This window comes from Noviherbaspirillum agri (assembly GCF_054780595.1).
This window is the reverse complement of sequence record NZ_BAAGWA010000002.1, coordinates 259,148-277,245: the sequence shown is the minus strand read 5'-3', so window position 1 is coordinate 277,245 and position 18,098 is coordinate 259,148. Positions and strand designations below refer to the sequence as shown.

The window sequence follows — 18,098 nt, the reverse complement described above, 5'->3', positions numbered from 1 at the left end:
TCTCGATGTACGGGCGTTAAGCGACAGCACGCGCAGGCTGCTGCGGTGCATGTCGGGCACGTTGCTGCGTGTAAGGGCACGGGCGGCACGGACGGCATAGGTGGCACAGGCGCAGCAAACACTGCAGGCCTGTGCAATGCAGGAGCCTGTGACGGCGCGATAGCGTGCGATCACGTGCGATCACGAGGCGCGCATGAGCGTGCGACAGACGATCTACTAGGACATGTGATGCAGTCCTTTGCCGGACTGGCTGGGCGCGAGTCGCCCGTTGTCTGCGCGCCCGAGTGCCTGAGCGACGGCTGTACCGGCGCTACGCCACGGCGATGCTGCTTACACGGTGAGGGAGATCAGGAGAGAGACGGTGGTGCCTGTGAGGGCGGCGTGCGGAAGCTGAAGTGCTCCGCAGGGATGGGCTGCGGCAGGGCATGAAGCACGTACCCTTGTCGTGCCTGGACCGGCAGGACTGCAGCTTCTCGGGTAAGCAGGCAAGCGGCAAGATGGATCACGCAGAGGTTGCAGTGTCCGTCGTGCAGCAGGGAGGGACGCTTATCCTCCTGTCCGCTGCCGGCGTCCTGCAGGGCGATCTGCTTGATGCCGTAGGTGGTACAGATTTCTGCGAATGGACCCGGCTGCCCGTCACCGCGGATTGCGGCTGCGGCGGGCAAGGCAATATTGAGTAGGACCGCGAACAGTACGGCCCATGTCCATGCAACCCGGATTTTTCTGGTCAGAAACATGGGCGCTATTCTATGCCCGTGAAACTATGGTGACAATCTAATCGTGTACACGACCTGCGTGCCCGCGACGCTTAACGACAGCAAACAACGCGCACCAAAGAGGAAAGCGTGAGCGCACACTGTCTTGCTTGCTTATGCGCAGGGGCATTGTGGATGAGCAGGTGTTCGACTGACAGCGGTGCCGGGATGGCGCCTGCGTGTTGTATGCACACTGAAAAGCCGCGCGATGTGTAAGGTCTTATCTGCTCATCGCCGCGTCCGGCGCTCCTGGCACATTCGTCGCACCTGGCCCATTCGGCGCAGTCGCTGCTGCGGATGAAGTGCCGTTTGCGGTTGCGCTTGAGCTTGCTGTTGCGCCTGCCGCCTCATCCGCAAACACCATCTTGCCGTTGGCGGTGCGCTGGTCATTCCTGAACTCTCCTTCCCAGTAGCTGCCATTGGCCCAGGTATAGCGGCCCTGTCCGTGGGTCTTGCCACCGACCCAGGTGCCGGCATAGACATCGCCACCCTTGAAGCGGTTGATGCCTTGGCCATGCGGCACGCCGTCCCGCACATCGCCTTCGTAGCGGTTGCCGTTGGCGAAGACGATTGTGCCTTTCCCGTTCGGCATATCGCGCGCCCAGTCGCCGCTGTAGCGCTGGCCGTTGGCCCAGATGAATTTTCCTTTTCCTTCCTTGCTGCCGCGCACCAGCGTTCCTTCGAACTGGTTGCCGTTCTTCCAGACGATTTTTCCTGTGCCGGACACCACGCCGGTCTTCGGGTCGGCAGAAAAGTCGCCGATCATGGTCTGGTCTTCGAGCTTCAAGGTCTTCTTGCCGCCGGAAGATGCCGTTGTCTCAGTTGGCGTGCCTGCGGACTCGGTGGCCGAGGACTGGGGTGTGTCATCCAACTTTGGCACGGTAGGTGCCGCAGGTGTCGCACTGTCCTGTTTGCTGCTTGATGCCGGCGCAGAGGACGGTTTGGCGGCCGCCATCTGCGTTGCCGGACCATCCGCAGGGGCGGGAGACGGCGCCGCCTGTCCGGCATTCTCTGCCGGTGCTGCCGGTCTTGTCTGCGCCAGCCGTTCGCGCGCAATGGCAGCGTAGCGGCCGTCCGGATACAGGTTCAGGTAAGCCTCGTACGCGGGCGGCTCGTTGATGCCGGTTGCAGCCTTCCACAATTCCCGTTCGTCCCTCGACGGATCGTTCGCCGCAGGCATTGCGGCATCGGTGCCCGAGGCGGCGCTGGTGCCGCTGTTTGCGCCACTGCTTGCGCCACTGCTCGCATTGCCAGGGCGCGGCGCGGAGGCGGATGCACTGCGTGAAGTGGCACCGGGGATCGACATGACGATCTTGGGCTGCTTGCTTTCGAGCCGCAGGCGCGCGTCCGTCGCATAGCGCCCCTTCGGGTACTTGTCCAAGTACTTCTCGTAGGCGCTCGACGTATCAGTCTTGCTGGCTTGCCGCCAGAGCTCCTCCTCCGTCGGGCCTTCGGGGGCGGGTGCAGTGGCCGGGATGCGTGCCGGCCTGCGGCTGCCTGCCTCGGGGGATGCCTTGGCAATCACATTGCTCGATGCGGGAGGTTTGGGGGCTACGGATGCCGGCGGCGTCGCCTGCGCGGAAATGGGTGGTTCATTGGAAGGAGCAACGGTGGCCGGCGTGGACTCAGGCGCGATTGCCGCCGCGCGGGATTGCGGCGGCGCCACGGAGGCGACAGGCCGGTCTTCCGGCGTGTCCTTTGGTGTCTCTTGCGGCACTGCTTCCGGCATTGCTCTCGGAGGTGTTTGCGACGACTCTTCTGTTATCTCGCTGGCTCCTGAGGTCTGCGGCCCAGTCGTATCGCGCATCGCGACCTGCGGTGCAGCAGGTGGCTCCGCAGGTGTGGCTTGATTGCCGGCGAACAGCTTCTCGCTCCAGTCCGCATTCGTTCCGAGATAGACGCCAGCACCGACGCCGGCGGCAAGGAGCAGCCCGAGCGCCAGCCACGCGGGTTTCCGCGGTTTGTGCCCATAGGCCTGCAATCTGGCGGGATCGGGCGGCACCTGCCAGCTGCCCGGTGGCATCCACTGCGTCGTCTCCTGCGGCTGTGGCTCGGGCTGTGCGCGCGGTGGGGCCCTGTGTGCGGATTCCGGCTTCGGTGCAGGCCTTTCTTCTCCCAGCGGGGCAGTGCGTGCCACGGTGGTCGCCCAGTCGGAATCGGGCCGGGGCAGCGTGCGCGGCACGGCTTCCATGATGTCGAGTGCGCGGCGGATTTCCGCGATGGACTTGTAGCGTTGCTCGGGCTTCACTGAAAGCGCCTTGTCCAGTACACCAAGAAACGGACTGCTGTAGCGTCCCTTGCCGGCATCGCGCGCCGGTACCATTTCGTCATGCACCATGCGCGCAACGGCGGGTGGCGGTGCTTTGCCGGAGATGAGGTAATACACGACCGCCGCCAGCGCGTAGATGTCGGTCCACGGGCCCTGGCGCAGCCCGGCGATATCCGCGTACTGTTCGATTGGTGCGAAGCCCGGCTTCAGGATCACCGTCAGGCATTGCGTCAGGTCGCCGATCACACGTCGCGCCGCGCCGAAGTCGAGCAGCAGCGGCCGGCCGTCCTTCAGTAGCAAGATGTTGTCCGGGGCGATGTCGCGGTGCAGGCATTGCGCGTTGTGGATGGTTTCGATCGCATCGAACAGGTCGGCCAGCAATACGCGGATCCATGCTTCGGTCGGTGTGATGCGGTGCTCCTTGTACGCTTGCTTGAGTGTGACGCCTTCATAGAATGGCATCACCATGTAGGCGGTGCCGTTGCCTTCCCAGAAGCGATGCACTTTCACCAGCGAGGGCGAGTCGAACTGCGCCAGCATCCGTGCTTCGTTGATGAAACTCTTCAGGCCGGCAGTGAACGTCGCTGCGTTGTGTTGGGAGCGCACCGTCACCGCCATTTTCGTGGTGCGCGTCGCCAGTCCTGAGGGCATGTATTCCTTCAGCGCGACATGGCGTTCCAGCGAGTGGTCGTACGCGAGGTAGACGATGCCGAATCCGCCTTCGCCGATCAGGTCCAGGATTTCGAATTCACCCAGGTGCGTGCCGACCGGTAGAACATTCAGGCCGTGCTCGGTGCTGCTCTCCGGAGAGGGCCGGAACGGCGTTCTCCTCGTGCGCACCATGGTTTTTTCGTTGTATTCGTTCATCATAAAAATCTATTGCATCTTCAAGTTGGTCCGCGCTGTCGCCACATTTGCCACGTTCACCGCAGCACTGCATTCCGCAATGGCGGCGCCGGCAAGTCGCATTCCTTGCACCTTTAATGCCAGCTTGTGCGCTGCGGAGCGAATCACGGTCCTGATGCGGAAAAATCTGCGGGTTTGGCGGCCGGTCGACACGAAGTAGGGGGATCTCGTGGCAATCCACCGCACTATGCGCATGATGTTGTGCGCAATGTCGCAGTCCTTACCGATAGCCCATCGGCCTTCACGCAAAGCACGTGGGAGCGATCCGGCACGTGCTGTTGGGAAAAGTCCAACACATTCGTATTGAACGTCGCCCGGTAGTTGGATGTGTAACGACACGAAAACTCCAGCCAGCCAATTCATTTGCTTCGGCGCTGCGTTTTGCTGTGACGCATACGCCAAGGCTTTCATCATGATCCCCACATCACACGAGAAGAGCTTGATCTGAATCGCAGTTTCATTGATTGCCTGTGGTGGAATGCACACGTCCGTTACAGATCCGATGCAGCCGGGGAGAAAGTCGTCAATGTGTGGCAGGCAATGCAGCTGCACTGCGCGTAAGGCGCTGCAACGTGGGCGCACGGCATGCACTCATCGTGAAATGTCAGAGGGCCGGATTCAACACCGTCTTGTCGGTGCTGGCCAGATCGTCGGCGCGCACCACAACGGCGGAAATATTGTCGTGCCCGCCACGTTCGAGGGCGATATCAATCAGGGTTTCTGCCGCATGCCGGCAATTGCCGGGCGCCAGCACGTTGCACATTTCTTCTTCGCTGACTTCGTTGCTGACGCCGTCACTGCATAGCAGGAACACATCGCCGTCCTCGACATCGATGATCTCCTCGTCGATGTCGAGCGTTTCGGCAGCGCCGACCGCGCGCGTGATCATGTTGCGCACGATCGGGCTGATTGCTTCTTCGAGCGCAGGGTTGCCAATGGCGCGCAGCTCCTCGATCTGGCTGTGATCGCGGGTCAGCTGCGTCAGGAGCCCGTTGCGGTAGCGGTAGATGCGGCTGTCGCCGGCCCACAGATAGGCGCAGCGTCGTTCATGCGCAAGCAGGGCGACAACGGTGCTGCCGATGATTTGTGCGCCGCGCATGTCGGCTTCCTCACGCAGCATGCGGTTGACGGCTTGCAGGCGCTCGCGGGTGTCGACGATGAACTCGCCAAGGCTGTCGTGATGCGGGATCTTGCTTAATGAGGCAACGATGGCCTGGCTGGCGAAATCGCCGAGCGCATGGCCGCCCATGCCGTCGGCCACGGCCCAGAGCCGCTGCTCCGGCAGATCGAGGCAGGAGTCTTCGTTCACCTTGCGGACCAGGCCGACATGGGAGCGGGAGGCGGACGTCCAACGGAATTGGCTTGTCTCCGGCACGAATACCTCTTGGGGTTGCGGTTGGGGCATCACCTTCTGCACTGTCGAAGTGTAGGTAATTTTTGCGGATGCGGCGAGGGGAATTCCACGGGAGCTTGCGCAGCATTCATTCCACGGTCAGGCCGCATCAACACGGCATCACAGTCGCTTCAGGTTCGACGCGTTCTCGTCGAGCGCAACACTGATGTTTGAATTCGCGCCGGTGTTGTTGATATCCACCATCTGGATCTGGTTGGTCATCTGGTCGGCATAGTTGTTGATCTGGGTGAAGTTGACCACGGTGCCGAAGCTTGCTGGCGTCGAGGTATAGGGCCGGATCCAGCCGAAGACCCAGGGTGCGCCCCCGCCCTTGATGGACGACATCGCCTTGCGGTCGAGCACGCGGTCGGTGCGAAGGTCTTTGATGGTGAGCGAAGCCATGGTGTTTCTCCGGATTGCGGTGGTTGGTGGAAGTGGCTTATGCCTGAGGGTTATGCCTATGTATTGCAAGTGCCATGCCAGTGTCGGACGGAATAGGAGACGCACGGTCTCCTTTGCCAGTTGGATCAGAACGCGGCCTGTGCGCTGGCGAACTGCATCGGGTTGATGTCGAGCTTGAGCGGGCCGAAACCGGCGCCGATGACGCCGACGTTGTTCAATGCGTTGACCTCGATGTTCTGCAACTGCGCAATGTTCTGGTTCACATCGATATCGATGTTGGCCACCGGCCCCAAGCCGGCGAGGAAGGAATTGCCGCCGCGCACCGACGCCATCGCCTTGCGGTCGAGGTCGCGGCTGGCGTCGAGGTCACGGATGGTAATGCTGGACATGGTGTTCTCCTGTAGGTGGTTGGCCTGGTGGAGGCGGCTGCCTCCACCGGGCGCATGCTTAGAACTGGATGCTGTTGTTGGCGGTCTGCGTCGGGTTCACGGTGGAGGTGATGCCGCTGGCAAAGGCCACGTTGTTGCCGTTGTTGTTCAGCACGTTCTGGGTCTGGCCGATCGCCTGCGACGCGTTGAACGAAAACACATCCTTGTCCACGCTGTAGGACGGCCCCCAGTACGCCATCATGTCTTTCGGCATGCCGCCGTAGCCGCCGCCACTGCCGCCATGCACGCTGGCCATGGAAGCGCGGTCGAGTTCTTCGGAACGGGCGAGGTCTTTGATCAGAAGGGTAGTCATTGCAGTTCTCCAAAAAGAATAAAAGGTGTCGAGTTCAGTGAAGTCAGGATCAGAAGCGGATGCTGTTGTCAGCGGTCTGCGTCGGATTCACGGTGGAGCTGATGCCGTGCGCGAAGGCGACGTTGTTGCCGTTGTTGTTGACGACGTTCTGGGTCTGGCCGATCAGCTGCGACGCATCGAACGAGAACTCGCTCTTGCTGACGCTGTAGGAAGGCAGCCAGTAAGCGGACAGGTCCTTGTGCATGCCGGTGCCGCCGTGCACGCCGGCCATCGAAGCGCGATCGAGTTCTTCGGAACGGGCCAGGTCTTTGATCAGAAGGGTAGTCATGGATAAATCTCCTAGAGGTTGGTTGGTTTGGTCGAGCATTTGGTTGGGCTCGCCAGACATATTGCGAGGACTGTGCCAGCGTGCTGCAGGCGTCACGCGAATTTGCGCAAGTGCCTGAAAACACAGGGGAAAACGGGATTCGAGGAAGATGGTGTGGCCGAAATGGCAAACACGGCGGGGAATCGAATGACGGGGCGCAGCCAACACTTTAGGGGGGCAGTGTTCGACGCAGTGCGACATCGGTGCATAGGCGCGCCAGCAGGCATATCGGCATCGCCCGCAAATAGGGCGAGCGGAGAAGCGATGTGTGGCATAACGAGAGGACGAGACGCCGCCCGCCAACGTCTGGTGCGCTGGCGCAGCGGGGGAGGGGGAGACGAGAATCGACGAGTGGGGAAGGATGCAAACGGACGGGCGCAATGCTGCCCGTTAGCAGCAGCCCGTGACACGGGCGGCTTGAAGTGCAGTCAAGCCGCGTGGTGAGACCTGAGCAGTGGAGGCGGGGCTTACTTGCGCGGCAGGTTGCCAGTTGCCGCAGAACGCGGGAAGCCCGGCGGATAGTTCACGATGCGGGTACTGCGCAGTATCGACTGTGCCGGCTGCGGTTGCCGGGCGCGGTAGCGTGCGCCGCCGGTGATTGCTGTCATTGCCTGACGATCCAGCTCTACGCTTTCCTGCAAATCCTTGATGACGATGATTGCCATGGATGTTCCTTCTTTCGAATATCGAAAATGCAAAACGCAGCGCACATCTTTGCCTTGCAGTATAGGCCGCGAATGCGGCGCGCTGCGTGCGATGTGTGCTGCCTTTGATGTAAACGGCCATTGCCGGCCGAAATGGCGCTAACGACTGAGACGACTGAGCGGCAAGGGAGACGCACGGTCTCCTTTGCCAGTTGGATCAGAACGCGGCCTGTGCGCTGGCGAACTGCATCGGGTTGATGTCGAGCTTGAGCGGGCCGAAACCGGCGCCGATGACGCCGACGTTGTTCAATGCGTTGACCTCGATGTTCTGCAACTGCGCAATGTTCTGGTTCACATCGATATCGATGTTGGCCACCGGCCCCAAGCCGGCGAGGAAGGAATTGCCGCCGCGCACCGACGCCATCGCCTTGCGGTCGAGGTCGCGGCTGGCGTCGAGGTCACGGATGGTAATGCTGGACATGGTGTTCTCCTGTAGGTGGTTGGCCTGGTGGAGGCGGCTGCCTCCACCGGGCGCATGCTTAGAACTGGATGCTGTTGTTGGCGGTCTGCGTCGGGTTCACGGTGGAGGTGATGCCGCTGGCAAAGGCCACGTTGTTGCCGTTGTTGTTCAGCACGTTCTGGGTCTGGCCGATCGCCTGCGACGCGTTGAACGAAAACACATCCTTGTCCACGCTGTAGGACGGGCCCCAGTACGCCATCATGTCTTTCGGCATGCCGCCGTAGCCGCCGCCACTGCCGCCATGCACGCTGGCCATCGAAGCGCGGTCGAGTTCTTCGGAACGGGCGAGGTCTTTGATCAGAAGGGTAGTCATTGCAGTTCTCCAAAAAGAATAAAAGGTGTCGAGTTCAGTAAAGTCAGGATCAGAAGCGGATGCTGTTGTCAGCGGTCTGCGTCGGATTCACGATGGAGCTGATGCCGTGCGCGAAGGCGACGTTGTTGCCGTTGTTGTTGACGACGTTCTGGGTCTGGCCGATCAGCTGCGACGCATCGAACGAGAACTCGCTCTTGCTGACGCTGTAGGAAGGCAGCCAGTAGGCGGCCAGGTCCTTGTGCATGCCGGTGCCGCCGTGCACGCTGGCCATGGAAGCGCGGTCGAGTTCTTCGGAACGGGCCAGGTCTTTGATCAGAAGGGTAGTCATGGATAAATCTCCCAGAGGTTGGTTGGTTTGGTCGAGCATTTGGTTGGGCTCGCCAGACATATTGCGAGGACTGTGCCAGCGTGCGTTACGGCGCCGGAGAATCTGCGCAAGTGCTTGAAAACACAGGGGAAAACGGGATTCGATGAAGATCGTGTGGCCGAAATGGCAAACGCGGTGGGCAAGCGAATGACGGGGCGCAGCCAACACTTCAGCGGGCAGTGTTCGAGCAGATGCAACAGGACGCGAAAATCAGCGCAGATCCCTGCGGCGCAAGCATGAAACACGTTTCATCCTGCGCAATATCGCCGGGCGGATTTGTACTATATTGAATCACCAGCTTGTTCAGGCAATACCGGCGCGCGGTATTGAACCTGGGAAGACGCCGGGTGTCGAGTGAAGGTAGTGAAACAGCAACCGGAAGACCACTCGGAAGAGGGAAGTCAACACCTATGGCCAGCCTTGCGCACGCGATCCAGAGCTTTCAGAACGGCGGCTTGTCGCATCACGAGCTCTATGCGCAGGTCGACCGCGAGCTCGCGTCAGACGAGGACAACACCACCCGGCTGAAGGAAATCCTCGACGACGAATACACCCGCATCCAGTTGCCCCCCGACGTCTACGCGGAACTGCAGCGGCGTGCCGAGCGCAGGCCGCAGGGCAATCCGGCCGGCCAGGCCAGGCACGGCGCCGCATACGACGAGACGCGGGCACCGACGCTGCCCAAGACGCATTCCAGAACCCACAGCTTCAACCACATGACGCCGGAGCTGGTATTGCCGCGCGGCGTTTCCGATCGCGATGCCGACCGGGAACCGGAGCGCATGAAAGGCGTCGGCGACACGCTAAACGGACGCTTCGTGCTGGAGGAGTGCATCGGCTTTGGCGGCATGGGCACCGTGTACAAGGCGTTAGACCTGCGCAAGCTGGAGGCGTCAGACCGCAATCCGTACATCGCGATCAAGGTGTTGAACGTGCAGTTCCGCGGCCACCCCAAATCGCTGATCGCGCTGCAACGCGAGGCGAAGAAGGCGCAGACGCTGGCGCATCCGAACATCGTGACAGTGTATGACTTCGACCGCGACGGCACGATGGTGTACCTGACGATGGAATACCTGTCAGGCAAACCGCTCAGCCGCGCGTTGCGTGTGCCGGACTTCAAGGGAATGCCGTTTCACGACGCAATGCGTATCGTCACCGGCGTCGCGCATGCCTTGTCCTATGCGCATCAGCGCGGCTTTGTTCATTGCGACTTGAAGCCAGCCAATATCTTCGTCACCGATTCCGGCGACGTGAAGGTCATTGATTTCGGCATTGCCCGCGTCTTCCAGAAAACGGAGGCGGACGCCGAAGCTACCGTGTTCGACCCCGGCAGCCTTGGCGGCCTGACGCCGGCGTATGCCAGTCCGGAAATGCTGGAGCACCGCGAGCCCGACCCGCGCGACGATATTTATGCGCTGGCCTGCATCACCTATGAATTGCTGACGGGGCGGCATCCCTTCGATCGGGTGCCGGCCAGCCAGGCGCGCAGCGCCGGACTGAAGCCGCAGCGGCCACAACAGCTAGGGCACCGGCAATGGCGTGCGTTGCGGGCGGGCTTGTCGTTCGACCGCGCGACGAGGACGCCGACGGTGGCGCGCTTCCTGCAGGAGATGAGCGACGAGCAACCCGTGGCGAAATATGCCGCGCTGGCTGCAAGCGGCCTGGTGGCTGCCGCAGTGGTGGCTGTCGGCATCAATTACTTCCAGTCGCGGGATACCGGCGGCCTGCCCATGACGTCAGGCTCCTCCGCCGAGGAGGCGGAGACGGCGGAAACGAAGGATGCCACTCCACCACCGCCAGCGCAGGAGGCACAAACTGCGCCAAAGGCTCCGCAAGCCGGGAGGGCGCCGGAGACTCCGGTATCGCTCGCGATGGTCACGCCGATTCTTGCGCGCGTTCCGTGCTCGGCCCTGTCGCCGACAGTTCGCAACAACATCGTGCAGGTGCAGGGCTACCTGCCGAGGAGCTTCGACGCCACACAACTGAGAACCATGATTGCGGAGCTGCCGGGAGTGCGGGCCGTCAACCTGAATGTGCAGGAGGTCAGCGAAGAAAAATGTGCAGCGTTGAAACTGCTCGGGCCCTATTGGATACAGAACCAGCAGGCAGGCGCCGCCGCCAGCATCCAGACGAAGAAACCCGGCGCGGCGCTGACCGAGGGCGATTATCTTGTGCTCGATGTCAGGACACCGGGTTTCGATTCCTATGTCCACGTCGACTACTACGCCTTCGACGGCGGCGTCGTGCACCTCGTGCCGAGCCCGCGCATCAGCGGCAACCAGGCGCCGCCGAATTATGCGGCTACCATTGGCAGCGCAGGAAACTGGGTCGTGTCGAAGCCCTTCGGTACCGACCTGATTGCATTGCTGATTACACCCGCGCCGCTGTTCGACGGACTGCGTCCGGAATCGGAATCTGCAACAAGCTATTTGCGCGCGGTGGAGAAGCAGCTGGCGCAGATGGCGAACAAGTACGGACGGGACAAGATTGCGGTCGATTTCGTGCAGATCACGACGCAGGCGCGCAAACCTTGATGCTCACTTCAAATGCATCTCACTTTGAAGCACGAACGTACCGGGCGCTATTGCATATCCCGTGCAACGCGGAAACCATTCTGCGAGTGGCGCACGGTTGCCGCATATTTGAATCGCGTCGATGACGGCATGTAGGCCGCGCCGTCGCGCCACGATCCTCCGCGGATCGCCCGCTCGCGGCAATTGGGCGTATCCCAGGTTTTTCCATTCGTCGGGGCACCCTTGAAGGAGGTGTGCCAGCAGTCGCTCACCCATTCCCAGACGCTGCCGTTCATGTCATGCAGGCCGAACGGATTGGCGGCGAAGGTGCCGACGTTGGCAGGATCGGCCGCATCCCAGGGCTCGCCGCATTCCTTGCAGTTGGCCGTGCCCTGGCGCATCCGTTCGCCCCACCAGAACCTGGTCGAGGTACCGCCGCGCGCCGCATATTCCCATTCTGCCTCGGTGGGCAGGCGATAGGCTTTTCCGGTGCTCTTGCTCAGCCATTTCACGTATTGCTGCGCATCGTCCCAGCTCACGTCACGAACCGGCGATTTCGGCGCACGCTCGCCGCCGTTGGTAATGCGCGAGCAGCTTCCCGCTTCCACGCAGGCATTCCACTGCTCCACGGTGACTTCATATTTGCCGATGGCAAACGGCGCGCCGATCGTGACGCGGTGCGCGGGCTTTTCGCTCGGGTCGCCGGAATTGCTGCCCATCGTAAAGGTACCGGCCGGCAGCGCAATCATGGTCGGGCAGGACGGACAGTCTTTCAATTCGCTGATGCCGACCGTTGGCGGTGGCAGCTTCCCTTGTGCCGGCTGCTCGGCTGGTGCAGGGGCGTCCTTCGGTTTTGCTTCCTGAGGGGCGGGGCGCTCGCGTTCCGGCAGCGCCTTCTGTGCCGGCGCAGGCCGCGGTCGCTCGGCGGGAGGTTTGGCTGGCGGCGCCGGCTTCTCCACTTTCGCATCAGCCTTTTCCGCCGCCTTCAGACGTTCGATGCGCGCCTTTGCCAGCGCGGTAAAGCGGCCTTTCGGATAGGCCTGCAAATAGGCCTCGTAGTCGCTGACATGGTTGCTGTCCTTGATGGAGTCCCAGAATGCGAGTTCGTATTGCTCGGCGCTGTCCTTGGGCAGGATGGCACGGCTGCGTGCACCCTCATCGCTTGCGATGTCAGCCAATTGCGGAGAGCTTGATCGTTCATAAATAAGGAAGGGTGGCATTGGCCGCACGAAAGAGTTGGTGTGCGAGTATGACGACGAGGCGATCAAAGGCACTTGCTTTCCATTGCTGGCGTCGCGCACGGCGGCCGCAACGTTGCGGAACAGATCGCCATCACTTGGCACCGGTGCAGACAATGCTTTCAATAAGTGCGCTGCGAACAGCCCGTTCCCCTCGCGTGCAGTACCGTCCGACGCCTCGGTACCGGGGGCCGTGGCGGAGATGACCATCGTGTCCGGCGGCGCAGTGCTGCCAACCGGGGCATCCTCCATGCCAAAGGGATTGTTCAGGCAGGTGTCGAGGATCACGAAGTTTTGCTTGTCCGGACGAGGGGAGGACATGCCCTGGTGCACGAGTTGCACATCGATGCCTTTGGTCAGCAGGCTTGCCGGCACGCTGCTGTCTGCATCGACGGGCAACAGCACCGTCCGCGCGCCAACCTGTATGCCGTGTCCTGCGAAATAGAACAGACCGACACTGCCGTTCTGCAGGCGCTCGCTAAATTCCCGGATTGCTTCTTTCATCTGCAATCCGGTGTCGTTTTCGTGGTGAATGACCGCGAAACCGGATGCGCGCAGCATCTCACTGACTGCACGTGCGTCATTAACCGGATTGCGCAACGGGTCGCTGCGATACGCTTCGTTGCCGATGACGAGTGCAAGCGGGCGTTGTGGCTGCGATGAGGGCTGACCGCCGGCCTCTTCTTTAGCAGAAGCCGCTGATGCGCCAGACAGGCAGGAGAGGGCTCCAAACAGGCACACGATCAAAAGCTGTCGCCACACGGTTAACCCTTTTTCGTTGGAAGTTGCGTACCGCTATGACTATCCCTGACAGCAATGCCTGCCGGGGATGGCTGTGCGTTCTGCCATATCATCATGAAGCATAGTAGAAGCGGTTTGCGCAAAAACAAACGTGGCGCCACAACTTTTCGCAAAATGAACCGTACCGGCAGCGATCTGCCATGCGGCTTCACGCAAACCTTGCACCACTTCACATGGACAGGCAGGTGGGTCGCCCTTTGAACAGCGTGGAGGAGGCGACTATGCCAAGACCAATTGTTCGCGCTACGATCCTTGCAGCGAGCTTCGTCGTTGCGTACGGGCCACTGACTGGCATGCCACTCGCTGTTGCCGCTGGCACGCCAGCTCCCGAGAACGCCGCGGTCTACATCATCTGGCCGCAGAACGGCGCAGTCATCAACGGTGGAAAGTTCTGGCTGCGCATGGGCCTGCGCAACATGGGCGTGGCGCCGAAGGGCGTTGAACTGCCGAATGTCGGGCACCATCACCTGCTGGTCGATACCGAGTTGCCGCCGGCGGGTGAGCCTATTCCCTCCGACAGGAACCACCTGCATTTCGGTGCCGGCGAAACCGAAGCCCGCATCGAGCTGCCACCGGGAAAACATACTTTGCAACTGCTGTTAGGTGACCACAATCACGTGCCGCACGACCCGCCGGTGTATTCGAAAAAGATTTCGATCACCGTTCGCTAAGGCAGGCACGCGCCCGCACCGCGCCGCAGTTCGCCCAGGAGAGCATCATGATCCAGCCAGCTTCATCGAACCCGCCGGCCAGGCGATCGGCAATGAACATATTGCGGCAAATGCAGCTTGCCGTTGCAACCTTTGCAGTGGGGTTGTTCTTCTACGGTGCCGCCATGGCGGGCAATACGCCGGCACCGCCCAATGCGGTGCTGTATATCGGCTGGCCGAACAATGGGGAAGTCATTGCAGCAGGAAAGCCGTTTCGCGTCTGGTTCGGGTTGCGCGATATGGGCGTGGCGCCGAAAGATGTGAACTTCCCGAATACCGGCCATCATCATCTGCTGATCGACACCGAACTGCCGCCTGCAGGGCAGGAGATCCCTTCTGACCGGAACCACCTGCACTTCGGTGCCGGCGAGACCGAGACGATGATCGAGTTGCCGCCCGGTCGTCACACCCTGCAACTGCTGATGGGCGATGACAAGCACGTCCCGCACAACCCGCCGATCTATTCGAAGAAGATCACCATCACGGTCAAGTAAGCCGCTATCGCGGGGGGGGGGCATGCTTGCCTGCCGCAAAGCATTGAGGCAGGACAGACAAACAGGAATGTCGCTTCGCCAGCCGGAACCGGTGTTCCACGAGAAAGGTCGAATGAGGATAGTTGCGACTCGCGTATCCTGCGCGGGCCGAAGGGCTGCGAGATGGAACATACCTCCGCTTTTGCCGATGCGTCCAGCCCGGTCATGGCGTATCTGGAAGTCACGGGCGATGATGCGGTGGAGCATGCTGTGTTTCCGCTGCATGACGAGGTTGTGATCGGACGTGATCCGCAAGACTCGCTGGCATCGGACCGTTTCCTGTGCATTCCCCTCGGGACGGTCAGCCGCAGGCATGCGCGCATCAAGCGCCGCGGCGACACCTATTACGTGGAAGACCTGCACTCCTTCAACGGCACCTGTGTCCTCGGCGAGCGCCTGCAACCCGGCGCATGGCGGCCGCTGCATGACGGTGATGAACTGACCGTGTCGTCGGCGCAGATCGTTTTTCATTCCCTGGTGGTGCCAGACCGTGACACCATGCCGACGATCATCACCAAGATCGTTGATGCCAACGAGCTGATGACGACCTTCGATGCTGGTCCTACCGCATCAACGGAAGATGTGCAGCGCACGGTGCAGAAACTGCATGCGATGGCGCAGGTCAGCATTGCGCTGGGCGCGGTGACCGACCGCGACACGCTGATCGAAAAGATCATGAATTTCATTTTCGATCTGTTCCCGTTGGCCGAGCGCGCCTTCATCCTGCTGAAGATGAGCGAAAACGAAGCGCCGCGCCCGGTCGCAGCGCGGCGACGCGACGGCACGGTGGAAGACCCGGCGAAGGCGCGCATGTCGCACACCATCATCGACGAGGTGATGAACCGCAAGCAGTCGATCCTGTCCGTCGACACACTGTCCGACCGCCACTTCGGCGCGCAGGAATCCATCATCGCGCAGGCGATCCGTAGCGTCATGTGCGTGCCGCTGATCCTCGAAGGCGAATGCCTCGGGCTGATCCAGGTCGACACGTCGTCGGACCCGTATGCGTTCAAGGAGCAGGACCTGGAGATGCTGACCGGGGTGTGCGCAGAAACGGCGGTCGCGCTGAAGAACTTCCAGCTGTATTCCGATATCGAGCGCCTGCTGGACGGCTTCGTCCGCGCATCGGTGCAGGCCATCGAGGAACGCGACCCGGTCACGGCCGGCCATTCGTTCCGCGTGGCCGGCTATGCCGAGCAGCTCGCGATGGCCGTCGACAGGGCCGATGGCCCGGACCTGCGGCATGTGCTGTTCTCGCATGACCAGCTGCGCGAGATCCGCTATGCGGCACTGTTGCACGACTTTGGCAAGGTCGGTGTGCGCGAGCATGTGCTGCGCAAGGAAAAGAAACTGCATCATGCGGACATGCGGATGCTGGAAATGCGATTCAAATATGCACAGGCCTGCCTTGAACGGCAGGCTTACCGGCAGTTGGCAGAGATGCACGCGCAACAGGAACTGAGCATCGCCGCCTTCCGCGAAGAGAAGCGCAAGATCGATGAGGCGTTGCATGAAGAATTCCTGCGGCTGGAGAAGTTCCTGGCCACCATACGACGCGCCAATGAGCCTGCGGTGTCCCATACGGAAGGCGAGGCGGCGCTGAAGGATGTGCTCGACTATGCCTGCCACGAAGCTGATGGCAGTCCGCTGCGACTGCTGGAGGACAGCGAGTTCTCTGCGCTGAGCGTGTCCAAGGGCTGCCTGACGCCGGACGAGCGGCGGCAGATCGAATCGCATGTGGTCGACTCCTATTCCTTCCTGATCCTGATTCCGTGGACGCGCGACCTGTCCCGCGTGCCGGCCATCGCCCACGGGCATCACGAAAAGCTGGACGGCTCCGGCTATCCGATGGGTTTGCGTGGCAACCAGATCAGCATGCAGACACGGATCCTGACAATCTGCGACATCTTCGATGCGCTGACTGCCGGCGACCGTCCTTACAAGAAAGCACTGCCGCTGGAGCAGGCGCTTGACCTGATGTCCGCCGAATGCCGTGCAGGACATATCGACAGCCGAGTCTTCGACGTGTTTGTCGGGGCGCAGGTCTGGTCGGCTGCATAAGCCTGCAGCACGCAAGGAGTTGCAAAGCCTGAGGAATTCCGAAGTCTTTTCACGGTGGAGAAATGCACAACACTCAGTTCAGCCGCTTTTCGCTCTTTCCGCTTCACGCGCGCGCGCTGCAAGCAAAGCGTCGGCACATTGCCGCACATGGCGGGCGAATACCGGCCCTCGCCAGACAAGCGCTCTGCACCGGTGTCGGCGCATTCGTGCTCTCCGGCTGCGCGGATGTCAGCATGCCGGCTTATCAGCGGCCGGACGCTCCGATGAAAGCCGAGTGGTCGCAACAGACCGCACGCGCAGCGGCCGAGCAAACCATCGTGCCGGAATGGTGGAGGGAATTCCGCGATCCTTACCTCGACAGCCTTGTGAACAAGGCGATCCACGGCAATTTCGACATGAAGATTCTTGCGTCCCGTATCCAGGTCGCCGCTGCGGACATTGGCGTGGCGCGTGCAGGAGCGCTGCCTTCACTGAACGCCGGCGCAGGTGCGACCTTCGAAAAGAGCACGGGGCAGAAATTCACCAAGCAGTTCAACCTCGGCACGCAGGTCAGTTGGGACATCGACGTATGGGGGCGTGTAGCCAAAGGCGTGCAGGCGCAGACATCGGAATTTCGTGCGACGGAGGCGGACTGGCGCGCCGGCTACCTGACCCTGGTGTCGGACGTGGCAACGACCTACTTCCAGATTCTTCAGCTGGATGAGCAGATTGCGCAGCAGCAGAAGACCTTGCAGAAGAACAGGCAGATCCTCGAAACCTATGAGGCGATGCACAAGAATGGCCTGCTGCCGAACACCCGCGTATTGCAGCAGCGTGCCGAGATCAACCGCCTGACCAACGAACGGCTTGAACTGCAGCGTGCGCGCGACCTCGCGGGGAATGCGCTCGCCACGTTGTTGGGCGTTCCTGCTGGCGAGTTCCGTGTGCCGCAGGGCCAATTGCAGCAACGGGTCCAGCTGCCGACAGTACCGGCGGGCCTGCCTGCTGACCTGCTCAAGCGGCGGCCGGATGTCGTCGCAGCGGAATACCGGGTGCTGGAAGCATATGACCTGGTCGGCGAGGCAAAGCTGGCGCAACTGCCGTCCATCAGCCTGACCGGGCGCGGCGGCACATCGAGTTTTGCGCTGACGGACCTGCTGAAGTCGTTCACCTTCGGCCTCCTGCCGAGCATCAATATTCCCTTGTTCGACCCGAGCATCAAGGCGCGTGTGAAGACCAGCGAGGCACAAGGCAAGGTGGTCGAGGAGCAGTACCGGAAGACCGTCATTACGGCTTTCGAGGAAGTGGAAAACGCGCTCGTCAACCTGGACGCGCACAAGAAGCAGCGAACCGAACTGCAGCAGCAGATTGAGCACCTGACTGTTGTCGCAGCACAGATCGAGGCACAGCTGAAGGAAGGGCTGGTCTCGCAGCTGGAAGTGTTCGAAACGGAACGCTCGCTGTTGTCTGCGCAGCTCGCACTGCTGGCAAACCACCAGCAGATCCTGTCGGATACGGTGACGTTGTACAAGGCGCTCGGTGGCGGCTGGCCGGCCGTTGACGTCGGAGCGGCAAGCAGATGAGCG

18 protein-coding genes are annotated in these 18,098 nt (G+C 61.5%); 5 read left to right on the top strand and 13 right to left on the bottom strand.

Features of this window, described 5'->3' with window-relative positions; genetic code table 11:
- Positions 1-347: 347 nt before the first annotated feature.
- The 12 genes from ACYVIA_RS03995 to ACYVIA_RS03940 all read right to left on the bottom strand — a co-directional run bounded on the left by ACYVIA_RS03995 (position 348) and on the right by ACYVIA_RS03940 (position 8,638).
- Positions 348-737, bottom strand: a complete 390-nt coding sequence (locus ACYVIA_RS03995) for a DUF2946 domain-containing protein (RefSeq protein WP_460838098.1) — start codon at positions 735-737, stop codon at positions 348-350.
- A gap of 238 nt (positions 738-975) precedes the next feature.
- Positions 976-3,894 carry a protein kinase domain-containing protein gene (locus ACYVIA_RS03990; RefSeq protein WP_460838095.1) on the bottom strand — a complete coding sequence of 973 codons (2,919 nt, stop codon included), beginning with the start codon at positions 3,892-3,894 and terminating at the stop codon, positions 976-978.
- Between the two features lie 6 nt (positions 3,895-3,900).
- Positions 3,901-4,482, bottom strand: coding sequence for a hypothetical protein (locus ACYVIA_RS03985; protein WP_460838093.1), 582 nt, complete (start codon positions 4,480-4,482; stop codon positions 3,901-3,903).
- 52 nt (positions 4,483-4,534) lie between these two features.
- A complete protein-coding gene (locus ACYVIA_RS03980) occupies positions 4,535-5,335 on the bottom strand; it encodes a PP2C family protein-serine/threonine phosphatase (protein ID WP_460838090.1) in 801 nt (266 codons plus the stop codon).
- 108 nt (positions 5,336-5,443) lie between these two features.
- Positions 5,444-5,725: a hypothetical protein gene (locus tag ACYVIA_RS03975; protein WP_460838088.1), complete on the bottom strand. Its 282-nt coding sequence runs from the start codon at positions 5,723-5,725 to the stop codon at positions 5,444-5,446.
- Positions 5,726-5,850: 125 nt separating this feature from the next.
- Positions 5,851-6,114 (bottom strand): hypothetical protein, encoded by a 264-nt coding sequence (locus tag ACYVIA_RS03970; protein WP_460838080.1) that lies wholly within the window; start codon positions 6,112-6,114, stop codon positions 5,851-5,853.
- A 58-nt stretch (positions 6,115-6,172) separates the two neighbouring features.
- Positions 6,173-6,466, bottom strand: a complete 294-nt coding sequence (locus tag ACYVIA_RS03965; RefSeq protein ID WP_460838078.1) for a hypothetical protein — start codon at positions 6,464-6,466, stop codon at positions 6,173-6,175.
- Between the two features lie 49 nt (positions 6,467-6,515).
- Positions 6,516-6,794, bottom strand: a complete 279-nt coding sequence (locus ACYVIA_RS03960; protein WP_460838086.1) for a hypothetical protein — start codon at positions 6,792-6,794, stop codon at positions 6,516-6,518.
- Between the two features lie 506 nt (positions 6,795-7,300).
- Positions 7,301-7,498 carry a hypothetical protein gene (locus ACYVIA_RS03955; protein WP_460838083.1) on the bottom strand — a complete coding sequence of 66 codons (198 nt, stop codon included), beginning with the start codon at positions 7,496-7,498 and terminating at the stop codon, positions 7,301-7,303.
- A gap of 196 nt (positions 7,499-7,694) precedes the next feature.
- Positions 7,695-7,958 (bottom strand): hypothetical protein, encoded by a 264-nt coding sequence (locus ACYVIA_RS03950; RefSeq protein ID WP_460838080.1) that lies wholly within the window; start codon positions 7,956-7,958, stop codon positions 7,695-7,697.
- Between the two features lie 58 nt (positions 7,959-8,016).
- On the bottom strand, positions 8,017-8,310 hold the full coding sequence (locus ACYVIA_RS03945) for a hypothetical protein (protein ID WP_460838078.1): 294 nt from the start codon (positions 8,308-8,310) through the stop codon (positions 8,017-8,019).
- Positions 8,311-8,359: 49 nt separating this feature from the next.
- The gene (locus ACYVIA_RS03940) at positions 8,360-8,638 is read right to left on the bottom strand and encodes a hypothetical protein (protein ID WP_460838076.1); all 279 of its coding nucleotides are present in this window, start codon (positions 8,636-8,638) and stop codon (positions 8,360-8,362) included.
- A 449-nt stretch (positions 8,639-9,087) separates the two neighbouring features.
- On the opposite strand from ACYVIA_RS03940, the gene ACYVIA_RS03935 reads away from it, so the two are divergent.
- Positions 9,088-11,211, top strand: a complete 2,124-nt coding sequence (locus ACYVIA_RS03935; RefSeq protein WP_460838074.1) for a serine/threonine protein kinase — start codon at positions 9,088-9,090, stop codon at positions 11,209-11,211.
- 47 nt (positions 11,212-11,258) lie between these two features.
- Here ACYVIA_RS03935 and ACYVIA_RS03930 read toward each other — a convergent pair whose 3' ends face one another.
- Positions 11,259-13,190 (bottom strand): SUMF1/EgtB/PvdO family nonheme iron enzyme, encoded by a 1,932-nt coding sequence (locus ACYVIA_RS03930; protein WP_460838071.1) that lies wholly within the window; start codon positions 13,188-13,190, stop codon positions 11,259-11,261.
- Between the two features lie 332 nt (positions 13,191-13,522).
- Between ACYVIA_RS03930 and ACYVIA_RS03925 the strand changes: the two genes are divergently transcribed.
- The 4 genes from ACYVIA_RS03925 to ACYVIA_RS03910 all read left to right on the top strand — a co-directional run bounded on the left by ACYVIA_RS03925 (position 13,523) and on the right by ACYVIA_RS03910 (position 18,095).
- Complete coding sequence (locus ACYVIA_RS03925) at positions 13,523-13,900, top strand: DUF4399 domain-containing protein (RefSeq protein WP_460838716.1); 378 nt, start codon at positions 13,523-13,525, stop codon at positions 13,898-13,900.
- 110 nt (positions 13,901-14,010) lie between these two features.
- The gene (locus ACYVIA_RS03920) at positions 14,011-14,433 is read left to right on the top strand and encodes a DUF4399 domain-containing protein (protein WP_460838713.1); all 423 of its coding nucleotides are present in this window, start codon (positions 14,011-14,013) and stop codon (positions 14,431-14,433) included.
- 162 nt (positions 14,434-14,595) lie between these two features.
- Positions 14,596-16,533 carry an HD domain-containing phosphohydrolase gene (locus tag ACYVIA_RS03915; RefSeq protein WP_460838069.1) on the top strand — a complete coding sequence of 646 codons (1,938 nt, stop codon included), beginning with the start codon at positions 14,596-14,598 and terminating at the stop codon, positions 16,531-16,533.
- 62 nt (positions 16,534-16,595) lie between these two features.
- Positions 16,596-18,095 (top strand): efflux transporter outer membrane subunit, encoded by a 1,500-nt coding sequence (locus tag ACYVIA_RS03910; RefSeq protein WP_460838067.1) that lies wholly within the window; start codon positions 16,596-16,598, stop codon positions 18,093-18,095.
- The last annotated feature ends 3 nt before the right edge of the window (positions 18,096-18,098 follow it).